The sequence below is a fragment of the Micromonospora sp. NPDC051227 genome, from assembly GCF_044455385.1.
Taxonomy (GTDB): Bacteria; Actinomycetota; Actinomycetes; order Mycobacteriales; family Micromonosporaceae; genus Micromonospora.
This window is the reverse complement of sequence record NZ_JBITET010000002.1, coordinates 450,063-466,564: the sequence shown is the minus strand read 5'-3', so window position 1 is coordinate 466,564 and position 16,502 is coordinate 450,063. Positions and strand designations below refer to the sequence as shown.

At 70.9% G+C, this 16,502-nt stretch carries 17 protein-coding genes; 12 read left to right on the top strand and 5 right to left on the bottom strand.

Annotation, left to right across the window (positions count from 1 at the left end; genetic code table 11):
• Positions 1 to 51: 51 nt before the first annotated feature.
• The 4 genes from ACIA47_RS06235 (at position 52) to ACIA47_RS06220 (ending at position 5,086) form a co-directional block, all read left to right on the top strand.
• Positions 52 to 1,896, top strand: a complete 1,845-nt coding sequence (locus tag ACIA47_RS06235) for a phosphoenolpyruvate carboxykinase (GTP) (protein ID WP_396705934.1) — start codon at positions 52 to 54, stop codon at positions 1,894 to 1,896.
• Positions 1,897 to 1,933: 37 nt separating this feature from the next.
• A complete protein-coding gene (locus ACIA47_RS06230) occupies positions 1,934 to 2,803 on the top strand; it encodes a hypothetical protein (protein ID WP_396705932.1) in 870 nt (289 codons plus the stop codon).
• Between the two features lie 338 nt (positions 2,804 to 3,141).
• Positions 3,142 to 4,284: a geranylgeranyl reductase family protein gene (locus tag ACIA47_RS06225; protein ID WP_396705930.1), complete on the top strand. Its 1,143-nt coding sequence runs from the start codon at positions 3,142 to 3,144 to the stop codon at positions 4,282 to 4,284.
• A 31-nt stretch (positions 4,285 to 4,315) separates the two neighbouring features.
• Entirely contained in the window at positions 4,316 to 5,086 is a 771-nt protein-coding gene (locus tag ACIA47_RS06220) for an isoprenyl transferase (RefSeq protein ID WP_396705928.1), read from the top strand.
• 31 nt (positions 5,087 to 5,117) lie between these two features.
• Here the strand turns inward: ACIA47_RS06220 and otsB are convergent, their stop codons facing one another.
• From otsB to ACIA47_RS06205, 3 genes are all read right to left on the bottom strand, one after another.
• The gene (gene otsB / locus ACIA47_RS06215) at positions 5,118 to 5,942 is read right to left on the bottom strand and encodes a trehalose-phosphatase (RefSeq protein WP_203120430.1); all 825 of its coding nucleotides are present in this window, start codon (positions 5,940 to 5,942) and stop codon (positions 5,118 to 5,120) included.
• A 67-nt stretch (positions 5,943 to 6,009) separates the two neighbouring features.
• Entirely contained in the window at positions 6,010 to 6,363 is a 354-nt protein-coding gene (locus ACIA47_RS06210; protein WP_203120431.1) for a hypothetical protein, read from the bottom strand.
• A gap of 162 nt (positions 6,364 to 6,525) precedes the next feature.
• Positions 6,526 to 6,969, bottom strand: a complete 444-nt coding sequence (locus tag ACIA47_RS06205; RefSeq protein WP_091394342.1) for an XRE family transcriptional regulator — start codon at positions 6,967 to 6,969, stop codon at positions 6,526 to 6,528.
• A 264-nt stretch (positions 6,970 to 7,233) separates the two neighbouring features.
• Here ACIA47_RS06205 and ACIA47_RS06200 point away from each other — a divergent pair, with 264 nt between their 5' ends.
• The 6 genes from ACIA47_RS06200 to ACIA47_RS06175 all read left to right on the top strand — a co-directional run bounded on the left by ACIA47_RS06200 (position 7,234) and on the right by ACIA47_RS06175 (position 12,552).
• The gene (locus ACIA47_RS06200) at positions 7,234 to 7,578 is read left to right on the top strand and encodes a hypothetical protein (protein ID WP_030328857.1); all 345 of its coding nucleotides are present in this window, start codon (positions 7,234 to 7,236) and stop codon (positions 7,576 to 7,578) included.
• 31 nt (positions 7,579 to 7,609) lie between these two features.
• Positions 7,610 to 7,945 carry a hypothetical protein gene (locus ACIA47_RS06195; RefSeq protein ID WP_124854368.1) on the top strand — a complete coding sequence of 112 codons (336 nt, stop codon included), beginning with the start codon at positions 7,610 to 7,612 and terminating at the stop codon, positions 7,943 to 7,945.
• A 401-nt stretch (positions 7,946 to 8,346) separates the two neighbouring features.
• Entirely contained in the window at positions 8,347 to 9,762 is a 1,416-nt protein-coding gene (locus ACIA47_RS06190; RefSeq protein ID WP_396705925.1) for a PhoH family protein, read from the top strand.
• Positions 9,763 to 10,039: 277 nt separating this feature from the next.
• Positions 10,040 to 10,717, top strand: a complete 678-nt coding sequence (locus tag ACIA47_RS06185; protein ID WP_203120432.1) for a lytic transglycosylase domain-containing protein — start codon at positions 10,040 to 10,042, stop codon at positions 10,715 to 10,717.
• A gap of 106 nt (positions 10,718 to 10,823) precedes the next feature.
• Positions 10,824 to 11,477 (top strand): rhomboid family intramembrane serine protease, encoded by a 654-nt coding sequence (locus ACIA47_RS06180; protein ID WP_203120433.1) that lies wholly within the window; start codon positions 10,824 to 10,826, stop codon positions 11,475 to 11,477.
• Positions 11,478 to 11,583: 106 nt separating this feature from the next.
• Entirely contained in the window at positions 11,584 to 12,552 is a 969-nt protein-coding gene (locus ACIA47_RS06175) for an NAD(P)/FAD-dependent oxidoreductase (RefSeq protein WP_396706384.1), read from the top strand.
• Between the two features lie 72 nt (positions 12,553 to 12,624).
• Here ACIA47_RS06175 and ACIA47_RS06170 read toward each other — a convergent pair whose 3' ends face one another.
• Together ACIA47_RS06170 and glpX are read right to left on the bottom strand one after the other, a co-directional pair.
• A complete protein-coding gene (locus ACIA47_RS06170) occupies positions 12,625 to 13,596 on the bottom strand; it encodes a DMT family transporter (RefSeq protein ID WP_396705922.1) in 972 nt (323 codons plus the stop codon).
• Positions 13,593 to 14,624 (bottom strand): class II fructose-bisphosphatase, encoded by a 1,032-nt coding sequence (gene glpX / locus ACIA47_RS06165; protein ID WP_396705920.1) that lies wholly within the window; start codon positions 14,622 to 14,624, stop codon positions 13,593 to 13,595. The genes ACIA47_RS06170 and glpX overlap by 4 nt, the downstream gene beginning before the upstream one ends.
• A gap of 159 nt (positions 14,625 to 14,783) precedes the next feature.
• Here glpX and ACIA47_RS06160 point away from each other — a divergent pair, with 159 nt between their 5' ends.
• Together ACIA47_RS06160 and ACIA47_RS06155 are read left to right on the top strand one after the other, a co-directional pair.
• Complete coding sequence (locus ACIA47_RS06160; RefSeq protein ID WP_396705918.1) at positions 14,784 to 15,431, top strand: DUF4245 domain-containing protein; 648 nt, start codon at positions 14,784 to 14,786, stop codon at positions 15,429 to 15,431.
• Positions 15,432 to 15,635: 204 nt separating this feature from the next.
• A complete protein-coding gene (locus ACIA47_RS06155; RefSeq protein WP_396705916.1) occupies positions 15,636 to 16,481 on the top strand; it encodes a hypothetical protein in 846 nt (281 codons plus the stop codon).
• The last annotated feature ends 21 nt before the right edge of the window (positions 16,482 to 16,502 follow it).

The window sequence follows — 16,502 nt, the reverse complement described above, 5'->3', positions numbered from 1 at the left end:
AGTCTCGTGCATCCCATAGATCGGTCAGCGTCGACCACAAGGAGATGTGTCATGGTTGCTCCGGCTGTTGTGCGGGGTATTGATCAGGCCCCGACGTCCCACCCGAAACTGCTCGCCTGGGTCCGTGAGGTCGCGGAACTGACCACCCCCGACCGTGTCGTCTGGGTGGACGGATCCGACGAGGAGTGGCGCCGCCTCACCGATGAGCTGGTCGAGGCCGGCACCCTGATCCGGCTCAACCCGGAGAAGAAGCCCAACTCGTTCTACGCACGCACCGACCCGACGGACGTCGCCCGGGTCGAGGAGCGCACCTACATCTGTTCCGTCGACGAGGCGGACGCCGGCCCCACCAACAACTGGATGGCGCCGGCCGAGATGAAGCGGACGATGACGGATTTGTACCGGGGCTCCATGCGCGGTCGCACCATGTACGTCATCCCGTTCGTCATGGGGCCGGTCGAGGCCGAGTCCCCGATGTTCGGTGTCGAGATCACCGACAGCCCGTACGTGGTCGCCTCGATGCGCATCATGACGCGGATGGGCACCCGGGTCCTCGAGGCCATGGGTGACGACGCGGACTTCGTGCACGCGTTGCACTCGATCGGCGCCCCGCTCGCCCCCGGCCAGCAGGATGTCGCCTGGCCGTGCAACGACACCAAGTACATCTCGCACTTCCCGGAGAGCCGGGAGATCTGGTCGTACGGCTCGGGTTACGGCGGCAACTCGCTGCTGGGCAAGAAGTGCTACTCGCTGCGGATCGCCAGCGTGATGGGCCGGGACGAGGGCTGGCTCGCCGAGCACATGCTGATCCTCAAGATCACCTCGCCGGAGGGCCGGGTCTACCACATCGCCGGCGCGTTCCCGTCGGCCTGCGGCAAGACCAACCTCGCCATGGTGGAGCCGACGATTCCCGGCTGGAAGGTCGAGACCATCGGCGACGACATCGCCTGGATGCGGTTCGGCCCGGACGGCCGCCTCTACGCCGTCAACCCCGAGTACGGCCTGTTCGGTGTCGCGCCCGGCACCGACTGGAAGACCAACGCCAACGCCATGCGCACGCTGGACCGGGGCAACTCCATCTTCACCAACGTCGGCCTCACCGACGACGGCGACGTTTGGTGGGAGGGCATGGGTGAACCGCCGGCGCACCTGATCGACTGGAAGGGCAACGACTGGACGCCGGAGAGCGACAGCCTGTCCTCCCACGCGAACAGCCGGTTCTGCACCCCGATCACCCAGTGCCCGATCCTCGCCGACGAGTACTTCGACCCGAACGGCGTGCCGATCGACGCGATCCTCTTCGGCGGACGCCGCAAGGACACCGTTCCGCTGGTGACCGAGGCCCGCGACTGGGTGCACGGCGTCTACATGGGTGCCACGCTCTCCTCGGAGACCACCGCCGCCGCGTCCGGCGCCGTCGGCGTGGTCCGGCGGGACCCGATGGCGATGCTGCCGTTCATCGGCTACCACGCCGGGGACTACTTCCGGCACTGGATCGAGATGGGCAAGGGCGCCGACGGCGACGAGGCGAAGCTGCCGAAGATCTACTACGTCAACTGGTTCCGCAAGGACCCGGACGGCTCGTTCCTCTGGCCGGGCTTCGGGGAGAACTCGCGGGTGCTCAAGTGGGTCGTCGAGCGGATCGAGGGCACGGCCGACGCGGTCGAGACGCCGGTCGGCATGGTCCCCGCGCCGGACGCCCTGGACGTCGAGGGCCTGGACATGACCGCGGAGGATGTTCGGATCGCGCTGAAGGTCGACCCGGACGAGTGGCGCAACGAGCTGCCGATGATCACCGAGTGGTTCGAGAAGTTCGGTGACAAGCTGCCCGGCGTGCTCTGGGCCGAGTTGGACGCGCTGCGCGCCCGTCTGGACGCCGCGCAACCGCAGCGGTAGGTGTGAACGAGACCCTTCGCGGGCAACATCGGATTTCATGAGGACGGCCGCCGAGACCCAGGTCCGGCGGCCGTCCGCCGTCCGGGTGCTCACCACACTGCTGGCGACGACTGCGGCGGCCACCGTCGTGGTCGAGCTGCTCAACTGGTGGTACGCCCCGGAGCAGGGATTCGGGCTGGCCGTACGGACCGGCTGGGCCATGCTGCGCTCGTTCGGCTTCCTGCTGCTGATCGGGCACGTGCGACGGGGTCGTACGCTGGCCCGCCCGTTCGGGCTGATCCTCGCGGTCACCACGATCTTCGCGGTCGGCCGGCTCATCGTGCCTCGGCAGGGGGTGCCGTCACTGCCCGGCCTGCTCGGCTTCGCCATTCTCACTGCGCTCTGTGTCGCAGTGGTCTGGTTGCTCTACCGCTCGTCGGCGTTGGCCGGGCACCTGGTCCGGCACCGTCCACGCCTCGTCATCGACCGGGACGGCATTTCCTGGCGGGAGACCCCTCCACGCCGACCACAGGCCAGCGCCTGGTTGTTGACCAGCCGGGTGGCGGCCTTCACCTACAGCCCGCTGATGCTGGTGCCGGCCCTGGTGGCCGGGGGTTCCATCCTGGATGGTCGACTGAATGCGGTGCCGGCCGTGCTGTTCTGGTTCGGTGCGGGCATCACGGCCAGCTACGCGGTGCTGTTCTGCACCGCGTTCCTGATGCGGGGCAAGGACTGGGCGCGTGGCCTGCTGGTCGTCGTCACGGTCGCCGTACTCGCCGTGGATCTGCCGCTGTGCTGGTGGCTGCTGGGCGTGGACGGCCTGATCCGCGACGGCGCCCCCCTGCTCGCCGCCGCCGGGCTGGCTCTCTACGGCCTGCGCCGCGCCGCCCGCGCCCCCGACGCCGCCCAACCTGAACCCCAACCCTGACCGCGGCGGGGCTCCGCACCACGCCGCTGGGTGCCGACCGGGCGGCCGACCACGGCCCAGCCCCTGCACATTCCCTCCTTTGCTCTGCACCCCGATAGGCGACAGTCGCGGACGGTAACCGTCGCGTCCGCGGGTGCAGAGCAAAGGGGTGAGTGAGAGTGGCCGGCCCAGTGCGGGTGCGGGGTTCGCGGGCGGTCAGGGGGCAGGATGGCGGGTGGCGTCGGTCACAGCGATCGGCGTCGGGACGGCTGCGGAGATCGTCGGGGCGGCCGGCTGCAAGGCCGACCGGGTCGCCGGCGGGAGCGGCCGCGCCGCGTCGCACTGGAGGGAGACTCGCGGTGGGTGACGAGTTCGACGTGGTGGTGGTGGGGGCGGGGCCGGCCGGGGCGGCAGCCGCGCTGACGGCGCGCCGGGCCGGTGCCAGCGTGCTGCTGCTGGACCGGGCCGATTTTCCCCGGGACAAGGCGTGTGGTGACGGGATCGCCGCGCACTCGGTGGACGTGCTCGCCGAGCTGGGGGTGACCGAGGCGGTGGCGGGCTACGCGCCGCTTCCGGCGTTACGCATGATCTCGCCCGGCGGCGGTGCGGTGGCCCGGGCGCTGCCCCGACCCGCGTACACGGTGCCCCGGGAGGTCTTCGACGCGCGGCTGGTGGCGGCCGCGGTGGCCGCCGGCGCGCAGCTGCGCCGGCACACCGTTCGCCAGGTCGAGCCGCGCGCGGACCGGGTGGTGCTCGACAGGCAGGTGTCCGGCCGGGTGGTGATCGGCGCGGACGGCGCCGGCTCGGTGGTACGTCGGGCGCTCGGCCATCCGCAGAACCCCGACCGGCACCTCGCGCTGGCCATCCGGGGCTACGCCCCGGCTCTGCCCGGCCCGTCCGAGCAGCTCATCGTCACCTCGAAGGCGCGTTGGCCGGCGTACGCCTGGTCGTTTCCGATCGGTGACGGACGGGCGAACGTCGGGTACGGAGAGGTCCTGCGCGGTGAGCCGCTGAGCCGCGCGTACCTGCTGGACCGGCTGGCCGCTCTGCTGCCCGGCACCGATCTGGCGACCGTGACCGCATTACGCGCCCATCACTTGCCGCTCTCCACCCACCGGCCGTCACCGGGGCGAGGGCGCACGCTGCTGGCCGGGGACGCGCTGTCGCTGATCAATCCGTTCACCGGAGAGGGGATCTTCTACGCGTTGCTCTCCGGCGCGCTCGCCGGGTCGGCGGCGGCCCGGTCGCCCGAGGGCGCGGCTGGCCGCTACGCCGACGGGTTGCGTCGCCGCCTCGGCACCCACCTGCGGCACAGTTCGGTCGCTGCCTGGTTGGCCCGGCGACGTCGGGTGGTGGACGCGGCGGTCCGGGCCGCCCGTCGGGACGACCGGGTCTTCTACGACGTGGTCGAGTTGGGCCTGGGTGACGGACGCCTCACCGCTCGTACGCTCGCACTGATCGGCGCCGGTCTGGGCGGCGGGGATGGGGCTCCGAGGCAGTGAACTGGCTGAAGGGTCGCTACGCTGCTAGGTGATGACGCTGCGGAACCTTATCTACTCCGTGTACGAGCGCCGGCTCACGGCGAAGCTCGCGGGTAAGCCGGTGCCCCGGCACGTCGGGGTGATGTGCGACGGCAACCGCCGATGGGCGAGGGAGATGGGCTTCGTCGACCCGAACGACGGGCACCGGGTCGGCGCGGCGAAGATCAAGCATGTCCTCGGCTGGTGTGACCAGGCCGGCGTCGGGCACGTGACCCTCTACCTGCTGGCCACCGACAACCTGCGCCGTCCGGCCGCCGAGCTGGACCCGCTCCTCAAGATCATTGAGGATCTGGTGGTGGAGCTCTCCGAGGAGGGCAACCCCTGGCGACTGCGCATCGTCGGAGCGCTCGACCTGCTGCCGGCGCAGACCGCGGCGGCGCTCAAGGGCGCCGAGGAGCGCACCCGCGAGCGCACCGGCGGCGCGGAGGTCAACATCGCGGTGGGCTACGGCGGCCGCCGGGAGATCACCGACGCGGTCCGTTCGCTGCTGCTGGAGCACGCCGCCACCGGGGGCACGCTCGAGGAGTTGGCCGAGGTGCTGGACGTCGAGCACATCGCCGAGCACCTCTACACCCGGGGCCAGCCCGACCCGGACCTCGTCATCCGCACCAGCGGCGAGCAGCGGCTGTCCGGTTTCATGCTCTGGCAGTCCGCGCACTCGGAGTTCTACTTCTGCGAGCTCAACTGGCCGGATTTCCGGCACATCGACTTTCTGCGGGCCCTGCGCTCGTACGCCACCAGACAACGCCGCTACGGGGCCTGACCCGCGGCGACGCCGTCGGTCGCCGCCGGAGTCAGGGCAGGTGGGTCAGCGCCCGGGTGAGGAAGTCACCCAGCGCGGCCGGTGACTCGATGGTCAGGTCGGCGGCGTTGGCCACCTCGTGGCCGGTCTCCGGGTTGGCCACCGCCACGCAGACACCGAGGAAGTCCGGGTCGGCGGCGGCGCGAGCGCGCAGCGCGGCGAAGGCCTTGATGTCGGAGACGTCGTCGCCGAAGTACCAGGCGCCGGTGGCACCCTTGATCGCTTCGCCGATCACCATGCCCTTGTCGCGGTCGACCGGTGGCTTGAGCTCCAGCACCATCCGCCCGGCCTGCGAGCGCAGCCCCAGACGGTCGGCCTGCGCCTGCCCCCACTGCTGCACGGTCGCGCCGAGTTGCGGGGCGGTACGCCAGTGCAGCGCGACCGAGAGCCGCTTGTACTCCACAAGCGTGCCGGGCGGCAGTTCCGCTCGAGCCAGGTCGGCCAGCTCCGCCATGGTCGGCACCCAGGGCAGCGCGGCCGGTTCGGTGACTGTCTCGCCGCCGGAGTGGCTGTGCTCCAGCCCGTAGAGGCCGTAAAGGTCCACGCCAACGAGCCCGCCGAGCTGGTCCCGAAGGAACTCGACGGGTCGGGCGGAGACGATCGCGACCCGCTGCATGACCGGGGCGAGCGCCTCGATCGCGGCCAACGCCTTGGGCGCCGGGCGTACCGCGGTCGGATCGTCGTCGACGGGCGCGAGCGTGCCGTCGAAGTCGAAGAAGAGCACGGTCCCGGCCGCCCGGCTGGCGGTTATCCGCCAGGCCTGGTCGGCGTTCAACGGGGTTCTCGGCTGCTGACTGCCCAGATTCAACGGCGGCACGCGCGTCAGCGTACCCCGGCGATCCAGGCTCATTCCTGGCCGAGCGGACCCATTGAGCGGTACGCGATCAGCGTTCGGCGGCTCCCCGTCCGCGCCGGCCGAACGGCACCACCGCAGCCTCCTGGCCGTGGCTCAACAGGTAGCCCTCGACGAACCCGGTGTTGCGATCGCCGGTGTGGTTGTCGATCTCGTTGAGCCGTGCCACCAGGAACTCGGTGAGCGCGCTGATTCGGTTGTTCAGACGCTCGTGCAGCTCGGCGACGACGGCCAGGACGACCGCGGTGCCGGCGGTGATGAGCGCAAAGAGGTTGACGAGCAGCGGCAGCTGCCCGCCGTCGACCACGAGGGTCACCGTGTTGCCGGTCGCCCACAGTGTCACCGACACCGTTGCGACCACGACTGCCAACCACTTCAGGGTCATGGACAGACCCCTCCTTCTGTCCCGCAGGGCTGGGTTCGGCCTTGTCCCGTCCCCCCGCCGATGACGAGCCCAAGCAGTACGAATAGGGACGCTAGCGTGCCCGTTCCAGCCCCGGAGGCAAACGAATGAACCTGACCAGGCGTTCTTTCGCTATCTGAGGAACTAGCCTGCCTGATTGCCCCTTTTTCGGACATCGACCGGCAGCGTTGGGCGGTATGCGAGGTATCTGATGGTTTCCCGGATGTGGAACTTCTCCGCGTCCGACACCTGCGGATCGACCAGACGGCGCAGCAGCGCCTCCACGTCGGGATCCATCGGAGGGGCGGCCTGGCCGGTGCGGGGGCCGGCCGCAGCGCGGTCCCAGCCGAGCGCGGCGAAGGCGGCGGCCGGGTTCAACCCCAGGCCCTCGCAGAAGGCGACCACCCGCTCGGCCTCCGGGTCGCTGGCCCAGTCGCCCCGGACCCAGCGGTTGATGGTCTGCCGGGAGACGCCGGTGCGCCGGGACACCTCGGTGCCGCTCCAGGCTCGGGTCGCCCGTGCCTCGTCCAGGGCCCGCCGGACGAAGGTGGCGAAGGCGATCTTCCGCGCATTGGCCGTCTCGGTCACCCCGTGACGGTACGGCCAGCCGGCTGCGGGTGCGCGCCCCGGCTCGCCACTGTCACGCGGACGTGACGAGGGGTTCGGGTTTCCGGTAAACGAGTCAGTGCCACTGTTGAGGGGTGTCACGCGGGCAGAATAGATGAACGTAGTGGCAAACGTAAGCGGACGAAAAGCTGATACTGTCACGCCCATGGGACAATCTACGGTGTGTCACGTGCATGAGACGATTGGTGCTCACATGCGTCACGCCCCCGGTGCCAGGGGGTCGTGGTGACCGAGCTCGCCACCCGCGCCCAGGCCTTCGGGCTGATCGCCGAGGGGGTCGCCGCGGGGCTGACCGCCCCCTGGCGCCTCTACCTGGCCCGAGGCTGCCGCTACCTGTCGCTGAGCGTCGGAGATCGTGCCGAGTGGAACGCCTGGCGTACCCATCTCGGCTGCCCGGAACTGAGCGTCCGGGTCTACGACGCCGGCGGCGAGATCCGCCGGTCCTCGGTGGCCGAGGTCGTGCTGGACGGCTGCCGGATCAGCGTCGAGCTGGTCGAGGAGGTCAGCACCGACGACCTGGACCGGCTGCTCGTCGCCGACCCCACCACGATCGAGCCGGAGGAGCGATGACCTGGCGTCCCGGCTGGGCCGGAGCTGCCCGATGAGCCCGTTTCTCGCGGTGTTCCTCGTCCTGGTGCTCGGTGCCACGAGTTACGCGGCCGGCCGTCTGCACGGGCAGCTCAGCTACCGCATCGGCTACCGCTTCGGTTACCGACAGGGCTACTTCGACGGTGACCGGGGCGCCTGGAACCGGCGTCGTCGGGACGCCCAGGCGGCGATCGCCTCGGCGCTGTCGGTCTCGCCCGCCGGCGTGGTCCGCTCCGCCGGTGCGGTCGAACGCCCCGGCACCACGTACACCGGCTCGTCGTTCAGCGCGCCGGCCGCCCCGATCACCGGGCGGCACCCGACCGGCACGCTCGTCCGACGTAGCGGGTGAGGTCGGTCGGCGGGGCTGCCCTGCCGACCGGCGCCACGAACGCGGTGCGTCGTCCGCGGCGGACGCGCACCGTCGGGGTCACGTCAGACCGGTGACGGTGGCCCCACCGGCCGGGATGCGCGCAGGGGGCATGCATCCCGGCCGGCTCCGCCGCGTTCCCCACCTGCCCCACGGCTGGCGAGAGCGCCGTTCGTGAGCGCGTCTTGGGAGATCCACGTTCGGCCCCTAGCCGGGAAGGTCAGGCGGGGCTAGCGTCTAGGCATGGCACGGGGTTCTCCCGAGTCAGCCGGTCCGCCCGGATCTGCGACCTCGCGCATGGGGTTCCGCATCCGACCCCGTGTCCCCGGGCACCGGAGGAGGCGGAACACGGGTGGCGGGTGCCCATCCGTCGGAGCAGGCCTGTGACGACTCGCCGTACCATCGCCGGTGCCGACCAGACCCCGGCCGCGACTGCCACGCCCCGCCGAGCCACCAGGAGCCGCCGTTCGGCGGCCACCGCGCCGGCCGACCCCAAGGAGCCACGACCAGCCGGCCAGGCCTTTGTCCTGGACACGTCGGTGCTGCTCTCCGATCCGGCGGCGTTCCACCGGTTCGCGGAGCACGAGGTGGTGCTACCTCTGGTGGTCATCACCGAGCTGGAAGGCAAGCGGCACCATCCGGAGCTGGGCTGGTTCGCCCGGCAGTCGCTGCGGATGCTCGACGACCTGCGGGTTCGGCACGGCCGACTCGACCGCCCGGTGCCCGCCAACGACGTCGGCGGCACCCTGCGGGTGGAGCTCAACCACACGGACGACGGCGTCCTGCCGCCCGGTTTCCGCACCGAGAGCAATGACGCCCGGATCCTCTCCGTCGCGCTCAACCTCGCCGCCGAGGGGCGGGAAGTGACCCTGGTCAGCAAGGACATGCCGTTGCGGGTCAAGGCGGCCTCGGTGGGTCTGCGTGCCGACGAGTACCGCCACGGCCAGGCCAGCGACCCGACCTGGACCGGCATGTCGGAGATGGAGTTGAGCGAGGAGCAGATCAGCCAGCTGTACGCCGGCGAGACGCTCGACCTCGACGAGGCGGCCGGGCTGCCCTGCCACACCGGTCTGGTGCTGCACTCGGGGCGCGGCTCCGCGCTCGGTCGGGTGCTGCCGGACAAGTCGGTGCGTCTGGTCCGGGGCGACCGGGAGGCGTTCGGGCTGCACGGCCGCTCGGCCGAACAGCGGATCGCTCTCGACCTGCTGTTGGACGAGTCGATCGGGATCGTCTCGCTGGGTGGCCGGGCCGGCACCGGCAAGTCGGCGCTGGCGCTCTGCGCCGGTCTCGAGGCGGTGATGGAGCGCCGCCGGCACAAGAAGGTGATCGTGTTCCGCCCGCTGTACGCCGTCGGTGGCCAGGAGTTGGGCTACCTGCCGGGCTCGGAGTCGGAGAAGATGTCGCCGTGGGCCCAGGCGGTCTTCGACACGCTCGGCGCGGTGGTGCACGAGAACGTGCTGGAGGAGGTCACCTCGCGGGGCATCCTGGAGGTGCTGCCGCTGACCCACATCCGTGGGCGCAGCCTGCACGACGCCTACGTGATCGTGGACGAGGCCCAGTCGCTGGAGCGCGGGGTGCTGCTGACCGTGCTCTCCCGGATCGGGCAGGGCTCCCGGGTGGTGCTCACCCACGACGTGGCCCAGCGGGACAATCTGCGGGTCGGCCGACACGACGGGGTGACCGCTGTCATCGAAGCGCTCAAGGGCCATCCGCTCTTCGCGCACGTCACCCTCAGCCGTTCGGAGCGGTCGCCGATCGCCGCGATGGTCACCGACCTCCTGGAGGACATCCCGATCTGACGGGTGCTACGTGTGCATTTGTCCGCATTCTCGGTGTGGCGCAGATCACAAACACCCTGGTTGGTTTCCCATCAGCCTCACTGTGCGCAATCGTGTCCCACGAGCGTCCATGCACCACCGGAATCGTTGGCGATCGTTCGTCCCGAGACGGACGACATCGGCGAAGGTCGGTGCGTCGGCGCGACCGGCAACCGGTCGGGGCGCTCGTGGCACGGCTGACGGCCCACCTGTGGTCTGCGCCGCGCCACGTCCTTGCTCCCGACGAAGGGACCACTTCGTGAGTCGGCTGTGGAGCCGGTTGGGCGCCCGTACGGCTGCTGTTGCGCTGCTCTCCGTGGGCGTTGCCGGTGGCTTCTACCTGGGCGAAGACCGGGAAACCCAGCAACAGGGTCTGGCCGAGCAGGTCAGCCTCGAGGTCGACCGGGCCGATTTCGCGTACCTACGCGAGCGGCAGGCCGCCCACCAGGTGCAGTTCTCCAAGCAGCGGGCCGCCGAGTACCAGGCCAAGCTGCGGGCGAAGCAGGCCGCCAAGGAAGCCGCCGAGCGGGCCCGCCGGGCCGAGGCCGCCGCGGCGTCCCGCAAGCGCGAGCGCGCGGCGGCGAACGAGGCCGCCAAGCCGTACGACGGGCCGATCCCGGCGTCCTGCGCCGAGTACAGCGGTAACCGCAAGACCGGCTGCGCCCTGATGATCAGCGCGGGTTTCGGCATCGCCGAGTTCCCCTGCCTGGAGAAGCTCTGGACCAAGGAGAGCGGCTGGAACCACAAGGCCAACAACTCCTCGTCCGGTGCGTACGGCATCCCGCAGTCTCTGCCGGGCAGCAAGATGGGCTCCGTCGCGTCCGACTGGCGGACCAACCCGGCCACGCAGATCAAGTGGGGGCTGGGCTACATCAAGGGCAGGTACAAGACGCCCTGCGGCGCCTGGACCTACTTCCAGAACAACAACCACTACTGACGGCTCTCGAAGGCGGGGCAGGTGGCTCTCCACTCGCCCCGCCTTCGCGCGTACCCGGACGGGACGTGAGTGGCGGTCGGCCGCTTTTGCTGATAGCAGTTGTGGAGTGACCCTGCACCCGTCAAGCGGCGACCCCTACCGGTTCGGCACCGAGGCGTTCTACGCCGCGCTCGGCCGGGCGTTCGTCGCCATGTGCGCGGTGGTTCCGTTCCTCTTTCTCATCGAGGCCGTCGACCAGGGGCTCGCGTTCGGCCTGGACGCCACCGCCGGCATCATCCCGCAGCGCATCGACGGGCTGGACGGGGTCTTCTTCTCCCCGTTCCTGCACCACGGCTTCGACCACCTCTACAGCAACAGCATCCCGCTGATCCTTCTGGGCACCTTCGTCCTCGCCGCCGGCGCCCGCCGGTTCCTCTGGTCGACCCTGGTCATCATCCTGGTCAGCGGGCTCGGTGTGTGGTTCACCGGCTCACCCAACTCGGTGGTGGTCGGCGCCAGCGGTGTCATCTTCGGCTATCTGGGCATCCTGCTCACCCGGGGCATCGTCGAGCGCAGCTGGTGGAACTTCGCTGTCTTCCTCCTGGTCGGTCTGCTCTACGGCTGGCAGCTGGTCGGCATCCTCCCCACCGACGAACGGATCTCCTGGCAGGGGCACCTGTTCGGCCTGCTCGGCGGGGTGGTGGCCGCGATCCTGTTCCGTCGGCGGCGACCCGCCGTGGGCGGCCCGGACTACTCGGGTTCCCCGCTCAGCCTGCCCTGAGGCGATTCTCCGGCGCGCCTCTGGGACGTGCTTGCCCGACCGTCGCCGCCCACTTACGGTCGAGATCAGCACACGTTGATCCGTGAGCGGAAAGCGACGGTACGCCATGCGCGAGGTCGATGTCGCCGTGATCGGGGCCGGTCCGGCCGGCCTCTTCGCCGCGTACTACGCCGGGTTCCGGGGGCTGTCGGTGGCGGTGATCGACGCGTTGCCCGAGCCGGGCGGTCAGGTCACCGCCATGTACCCGGAGAAGCTGATCCTCGACGTCGCCGGCTTCCCCGCGGTAAAGGGCCGCGACCTGGTGGCCAACCTGGTGGCCCAGGCGGCCCCGTTCAATCCGCAGTACCTGCTCGGCACCCGGGCGGAGAAGCTCGCGTACGCCGACGGTCGCCCGTTGCTCGGCCTGGCCGGTGGCGAGCAGCTCGCGTGCGGCGCGATCGTGGTCACCGGCGGGCTCGGCAGCTTCAGCCCTCGGCCGTTGCCGTGCGCCGACGGCGCCCCCGGCTCCGGGATCGTCTACTTCGTGACCGAGCCGACCGAGCTGACCGATCGGGACGTGCTGATCGTCGGTGGTGGCGACTCCGCCTTCGACTGGGCGCTGGCGCTGCAACCGCTGGCCCGCTCGGTGACCCTGGTGCACCGCCGGGAGAAGTTCCGGGCCCACGCCTCGACGGTCGCCCGGGTGCTCTCCCTGCCGGTGCGGGTGGTGGTCAACGCCGAGGTCACCAGGCTGCTCGGGGACGGCACGGTGACCGGTGCCGAGGTGACAGTGCGCGGGGGCGCGACCGAGACGTTGCCGGTGGACATCGTGGTGGCCGCCCTCGGCTTCACCGCCGACCTGGGCCCGCTCGCCGAGTGGGGGCTGCGGCTGGACCGCCGGCACATCCTGGTCGACAGCGCGATGGCCACCAACCTGCCCCTGGTCTTCGCGGCGGGTGACATCACCGAGTACCCGGGCAAGGTCCGGCTGATCGCCACCGGCTTCGGTGAGGCGGCGACGGCGGTCAACAACGCGGCCGTGGCCATCGACCCGAGCGCACACCTCTTCCCCGGGCACTCCTCCGACGCCGGCTGAGCGTCGGTATCGGACCCAGACCGACCTGAGTCCGGATCGAGACGGGTCGACCGGATCCTGCTCGGGCGGGGGTCAGCGGCGGGCGGGTGGCGCCAGAGCGGCGATCAGCACGGCCACCATGGTCAGCGCTGCCCCGAGCAGGGTGTTCACACCGGGGTGCGAGGCCGCCGTGGGAAGGATCAGGTCCAGCAGGACGGCGCCCACGATCTGCCCGGCGATGGTGGCCAGGCCGAGCAGCAGCACACCGGTGAAGCGGACGATCGCGGCGGCGATCGCGATGAACACGATGCCGATCGGACCGCCCAGGTAGAGCCACGGCTCGGTCGGCAGGTGGCCGCCGGGCCAGCCGCGTACGGCGATGTCGATCGCGAACGCGACGAGCAGGGTGAGCGTGCCGACGGCGAAGTTGACAAGCGTGGCGGTCAACGCACTGTCGGCCGCCGCTCGGACCCGGCCGTTGACGGCCTGCTGCCAGGCGATACCCACCCCGGCGAGCAGCGGTAGCAGGGCCAGCGCCAGCGCGCCCGGGTCGCCAAGACGGTCGCCGACCGCCAGGCCGACCGCCAGCACGGTGAGCACCGCGCCGGCCAGCCGCTGCCGGGTGACCGGCTGCCGCCCGGTCGGCCCGATCCCGGCCCGGTCCACAGCGAGGCTGCTGCCGGTCTGGCCGGCGACCACCGCCACGGTGAAGACCGCCACGCCCAACGTGCCGATGGTGAGGCCCTGGGTGGCCACCAGGAAGGCTCCGCACATCCCGCCGAGGCACTGCCAGGGCCGTAGCGTGCCGGTCCGCAGGGCGCGCCGCGTCGCGGCCAGCCCCCGCCGACCACCGGGGGTCGCGGGCACCAGCACCAGCAGCACCAGCAGACCGACGCCGAACGAGACAACCGCGGCGGCAAAACCGTCGTCGAGGCGTACCCCCAGCTCGCCGTTGATGCGCGACTGCACCGCCACCGCGACCCCGGAGGCCGACGCCAGCGCGACGCCCGTGATCCGGCGGGCGGCCGACAGGGTCTGCGGGGTCGCCGTGTCGGTGGCTGTCACTCCTGCTCGGCCAGCGGACGACCATCGAAGTCGACCGCGGAGTAGAGCGCCAGCTTCTCCAGCCGGTGGTACGAGTCGATCACCCGGATGGTGCCGCTCTTCGAGCGCATGACGATTGACTGGGTGTACGCGCCGCCCGCCCGGTAACGCACCCCTCGCAGCAGGTCGCCCGAGGTGACCCCGGTCGCCACGAAGAAGCAGTTGTCGCCGGTGACCAGATCGTCGGTGCCCAGCACCCGGTCCAGGTCGTGCCCGGCGGCGATCGCCTTCTCCCGTTCCTGCTGGTCGCGCGGCCACAACTTGGCCTGCATCGCACCGCCCATGCACTTCAGCGCGCACGCGGAGATGATGCCCTCCGGGGTGCCGCCGATGCCCATCAGGACGTCGACGTCCGACTCGCCCCGGGCCGCCGCGATGGAGCCCGCGATGTCGCCGTCGGAGATGAACCGGATCCCCGCTCCGGTCCGGCGGATCTGCGCGACCAGGTCGTCGTGACGGCTCCGGTCCAGCACGCAGACGGTCACCTCGGAGACGTCGGTGCCCTTGACCTTGGCGATCCGGCGCAGGTTCTCCGCCACACCGGCGTTGATGTCGATCACGTCGGCGTACGCCGGACCGACGGCGAGCTTCTCCATGTAGAACACGGCGCTGGGGTCGAACATCGCACCGCGCTCGGAGACGGCGAGCACCGCCACCGCGTTCGGCATGCCCTTGCTCATCAGGGTGGTGCCGTCCACCGGGTCGACGGCGACGTCCACCTCCGGACCCGTGCCGTCGCCGACGTGTTCGCCGTTGAAGAGCATCGGGGCGTTGTCCTTCTCGCCCTCGCCGATCACCACCACACCGCGCATCTGGATCGAGTTGATCAGCTTGCGCATCGCGTCGACCGCGGCCCCGTCGCCGCCCTCCTTGTCGCCCCGGCCGACCCATCGGCCGGCGGCCATCGCCGCGGCCTCGGTGACCCGGACCAGGTCGAGGGCAAGGTTTCGGTCGAGATCCTGTGGGATCCGCGTCCTGGTGTTCGTCATGACGGCTACTCCTCCTCGCGACGGTGCGGGGACGACCGGCGGCGGGGAGGCCCCCACTGTCGGCTTTGTCGCTGATCCTCACACGATGGCCGACCGGGCGTCGGCGCGGGGCGGTGATGGCGCGGATACCGCCGGTCGGGCGGCTGCGAAGATAGCTGGGTGGAACCCGCACAGCCAGCCGACCGCGTACCCGACGACCGCACGCCGCCCGACGGTCAGCCGCCGGCCGACGTCCCCGCCGGCCGCGGTGGTGAGCCCGCCGCGACCGACCCGACCCCACCGCCGCCGGCGGTGTCCGGCAAGTCCGAGCGGTCGCCGAAGGACATGGCGATCTCGCTGCTGGTGCTGCTCGTCCCGATCGCGCTGCTGCTGGCGTTCTACCGGGGATTCCTCGGCGGCGACCAGGCCACCACCGTCGATCCGGCGCCCGCCATCGAGCAGGCACGTTCGGCGAACGTCTTTCCGGTTAGCCAGCCGCAGGGGCTCGGCGCCGACTGGAAGACGGTCAGCGCCCGCTACCAGACCGTCGAGGACGGTGCAAACCTGCGACTCGGCTACCTCACGCCGGAGGGGCGGGGCGTCCAACTGCTGCAGAGCAGCGTCCCGGCGGACCGTCTGCTCCCCGCCGAGCTGACCAGTCAGGGCCAGCCGCAGGGCCCCACCGAGCTGACCGGGCGCGTTTGGCAGCTCTACACGGCTCGGGGAAACCAGCAGGCGCTGGTCCTGCTGGAACCGACCCGCACGGTGATCGTCGTCGGCGATGCCCGGGACAACGAACTCCGCGAACTGGCCGGCTCGCTGCGCTGACCGACCCCGTGGGTTGGCCCCGCTGGCGCCGAATCTGGGCAACAGCCCCGAAGGGTGATTGTCCGACGCGTCGACAGGGAACAAGGAGGGTGTGATCCGGGCGCGCTGCTCGGCCCGGGTCGCGCGACGCAGCCGACGGTGCTGCTGCGTCGCCCGGTTTCCGGCGCCGTCCAGGTCGTCGGGTGACCCCCTTGGGAGACACATATGACTGTTCGACGACTCGGCGCCGGCTTGGTAGCCGCCGCTCTGATCACGCCCGCACTGGCCGCCTGCGCCAGCGGAACCGGCACCGCCGGATCGACGCCGTCCCCGACGGTGAGTGCTTCCGGCACGGCGAGCCCGTCCGGTGCCCCGGTGGCGGGCGACGCCAAGCAGGCCCTGCTCGACTCCACCAAGGAGATCAGCAACGGGAACTTCCGGTTCACCCTGGCCGGCGCCGGCTCGACGGCGGAGGGGCTGGTGCACCAGCCGAGCCAGAGCGCGGCGATGAAGATCGCGATCGGGGGCCCCTCGTCCGACCTGGCGATGAAGCTCGACGTGATCCACTTCAAGCCGGACAGCTGGGTCAAGCTGGAGCTGAGCGGCCCCACCGCCGACAGCCTGCCCGCCATCAAGCAGCTCAACCTCGGCAAGTACCAGCACCTGGACCAGAACCGGATCAAGGGCAACCGCAACCTCGGCTTCGACTTCGAGAAGGTCGACCCGGCCGGTAGCGCAGTGCTCACCCAGGGCATCACCGAGGTCCGCAGCACCGGCACCGGTACGTACGCCGGCACCATCGACGTCACCAAGGCAGCCGAGGCGGGCTCGTTGAACGCCGCCACGATCGCCGCACTGGGCACCCAGGCGAAGACAGTCCCGTTCACCGCGAAGGTGGACCCGCAGGGCCGGCTCAGCGAGCTGGTGCTGCAGTTGCCGGCCGCCGGGCAGACCGCCGCCCAGGAGGTCAAGATGACCTACTCCGACTACGGTGCCGCCACCGCCGCGCAGAAGCCGCCGGCGGACCAGGTCGTCGAGGCGCCGGCCGAGCTGTACAGCCTGTTCAACTGACGTACCCGGGTGGGGCGGCTC

What these genes read in the sequence shown, in the direction of transcription:
- ACIA47_RS06230 (WP_396705932.1), top strand. Translation starts at nt 1,934, where the DNA reads ATGAGGACGGCCGCCGAGACCCAGGTCCGGCGGCCGTCCGCCGTCCGG.
- glpX (WP_396705920.1), bottom strand. Translation starts at nt 14,624, where the DNA reads ATGACGAACACCAGGACGCGGATCCCACAGGATCTCGACCGAAACCTT.
- ACIA47_RS06175 (WP_396706384.1), top strand. Translation starts at nt 11,584, where the DNA reads ATGCGCGAGGTCGATGTCGCCGTGATCGGGGCCGGTCCGGCCGGCCTC.
- ACIA47_RS06235 (WP_396705934.1), top strand. Translation starts at nt 52, where the DNA reads ATGGTTGCTCCGGCTGTTGTGCGGGGTATTGATCAGGCCCCGACGTCC.
- ACIA47_RS06220 (WP_396705928.1), top strand. Translation starts at nt 4,316, where the DNA reads ATGACGCTGCGGAACCTTATCTACTCCGTGTACGAGCGCCGGCTCACG.
- ACIA47_RS06210 (WP_203120431.1), bottom strand. Translation starts at nt 6,363, where the DNA reads ATGACCCTGAAGTGGTTGGCAGTCGTGGTCGCAACGGTGTCGGTGACA.
- ACIA47_RS06155 (WP_396705916.1), top strand. Translation starts at nt 15,636, where the DNA reads ATGACTGTTCGACGACTCGGCGCCGGCTTGGTAGCCGCCGCTCTGATC.
- ACIA47_RS06195 (WP_124854368.1), top strand. Translation starts at nt 7,610, where the DNA reads ATGAGCCCGTTTCTCGCGGTGTTCCTCGTCCTGGTGCTCGGTGCCACG.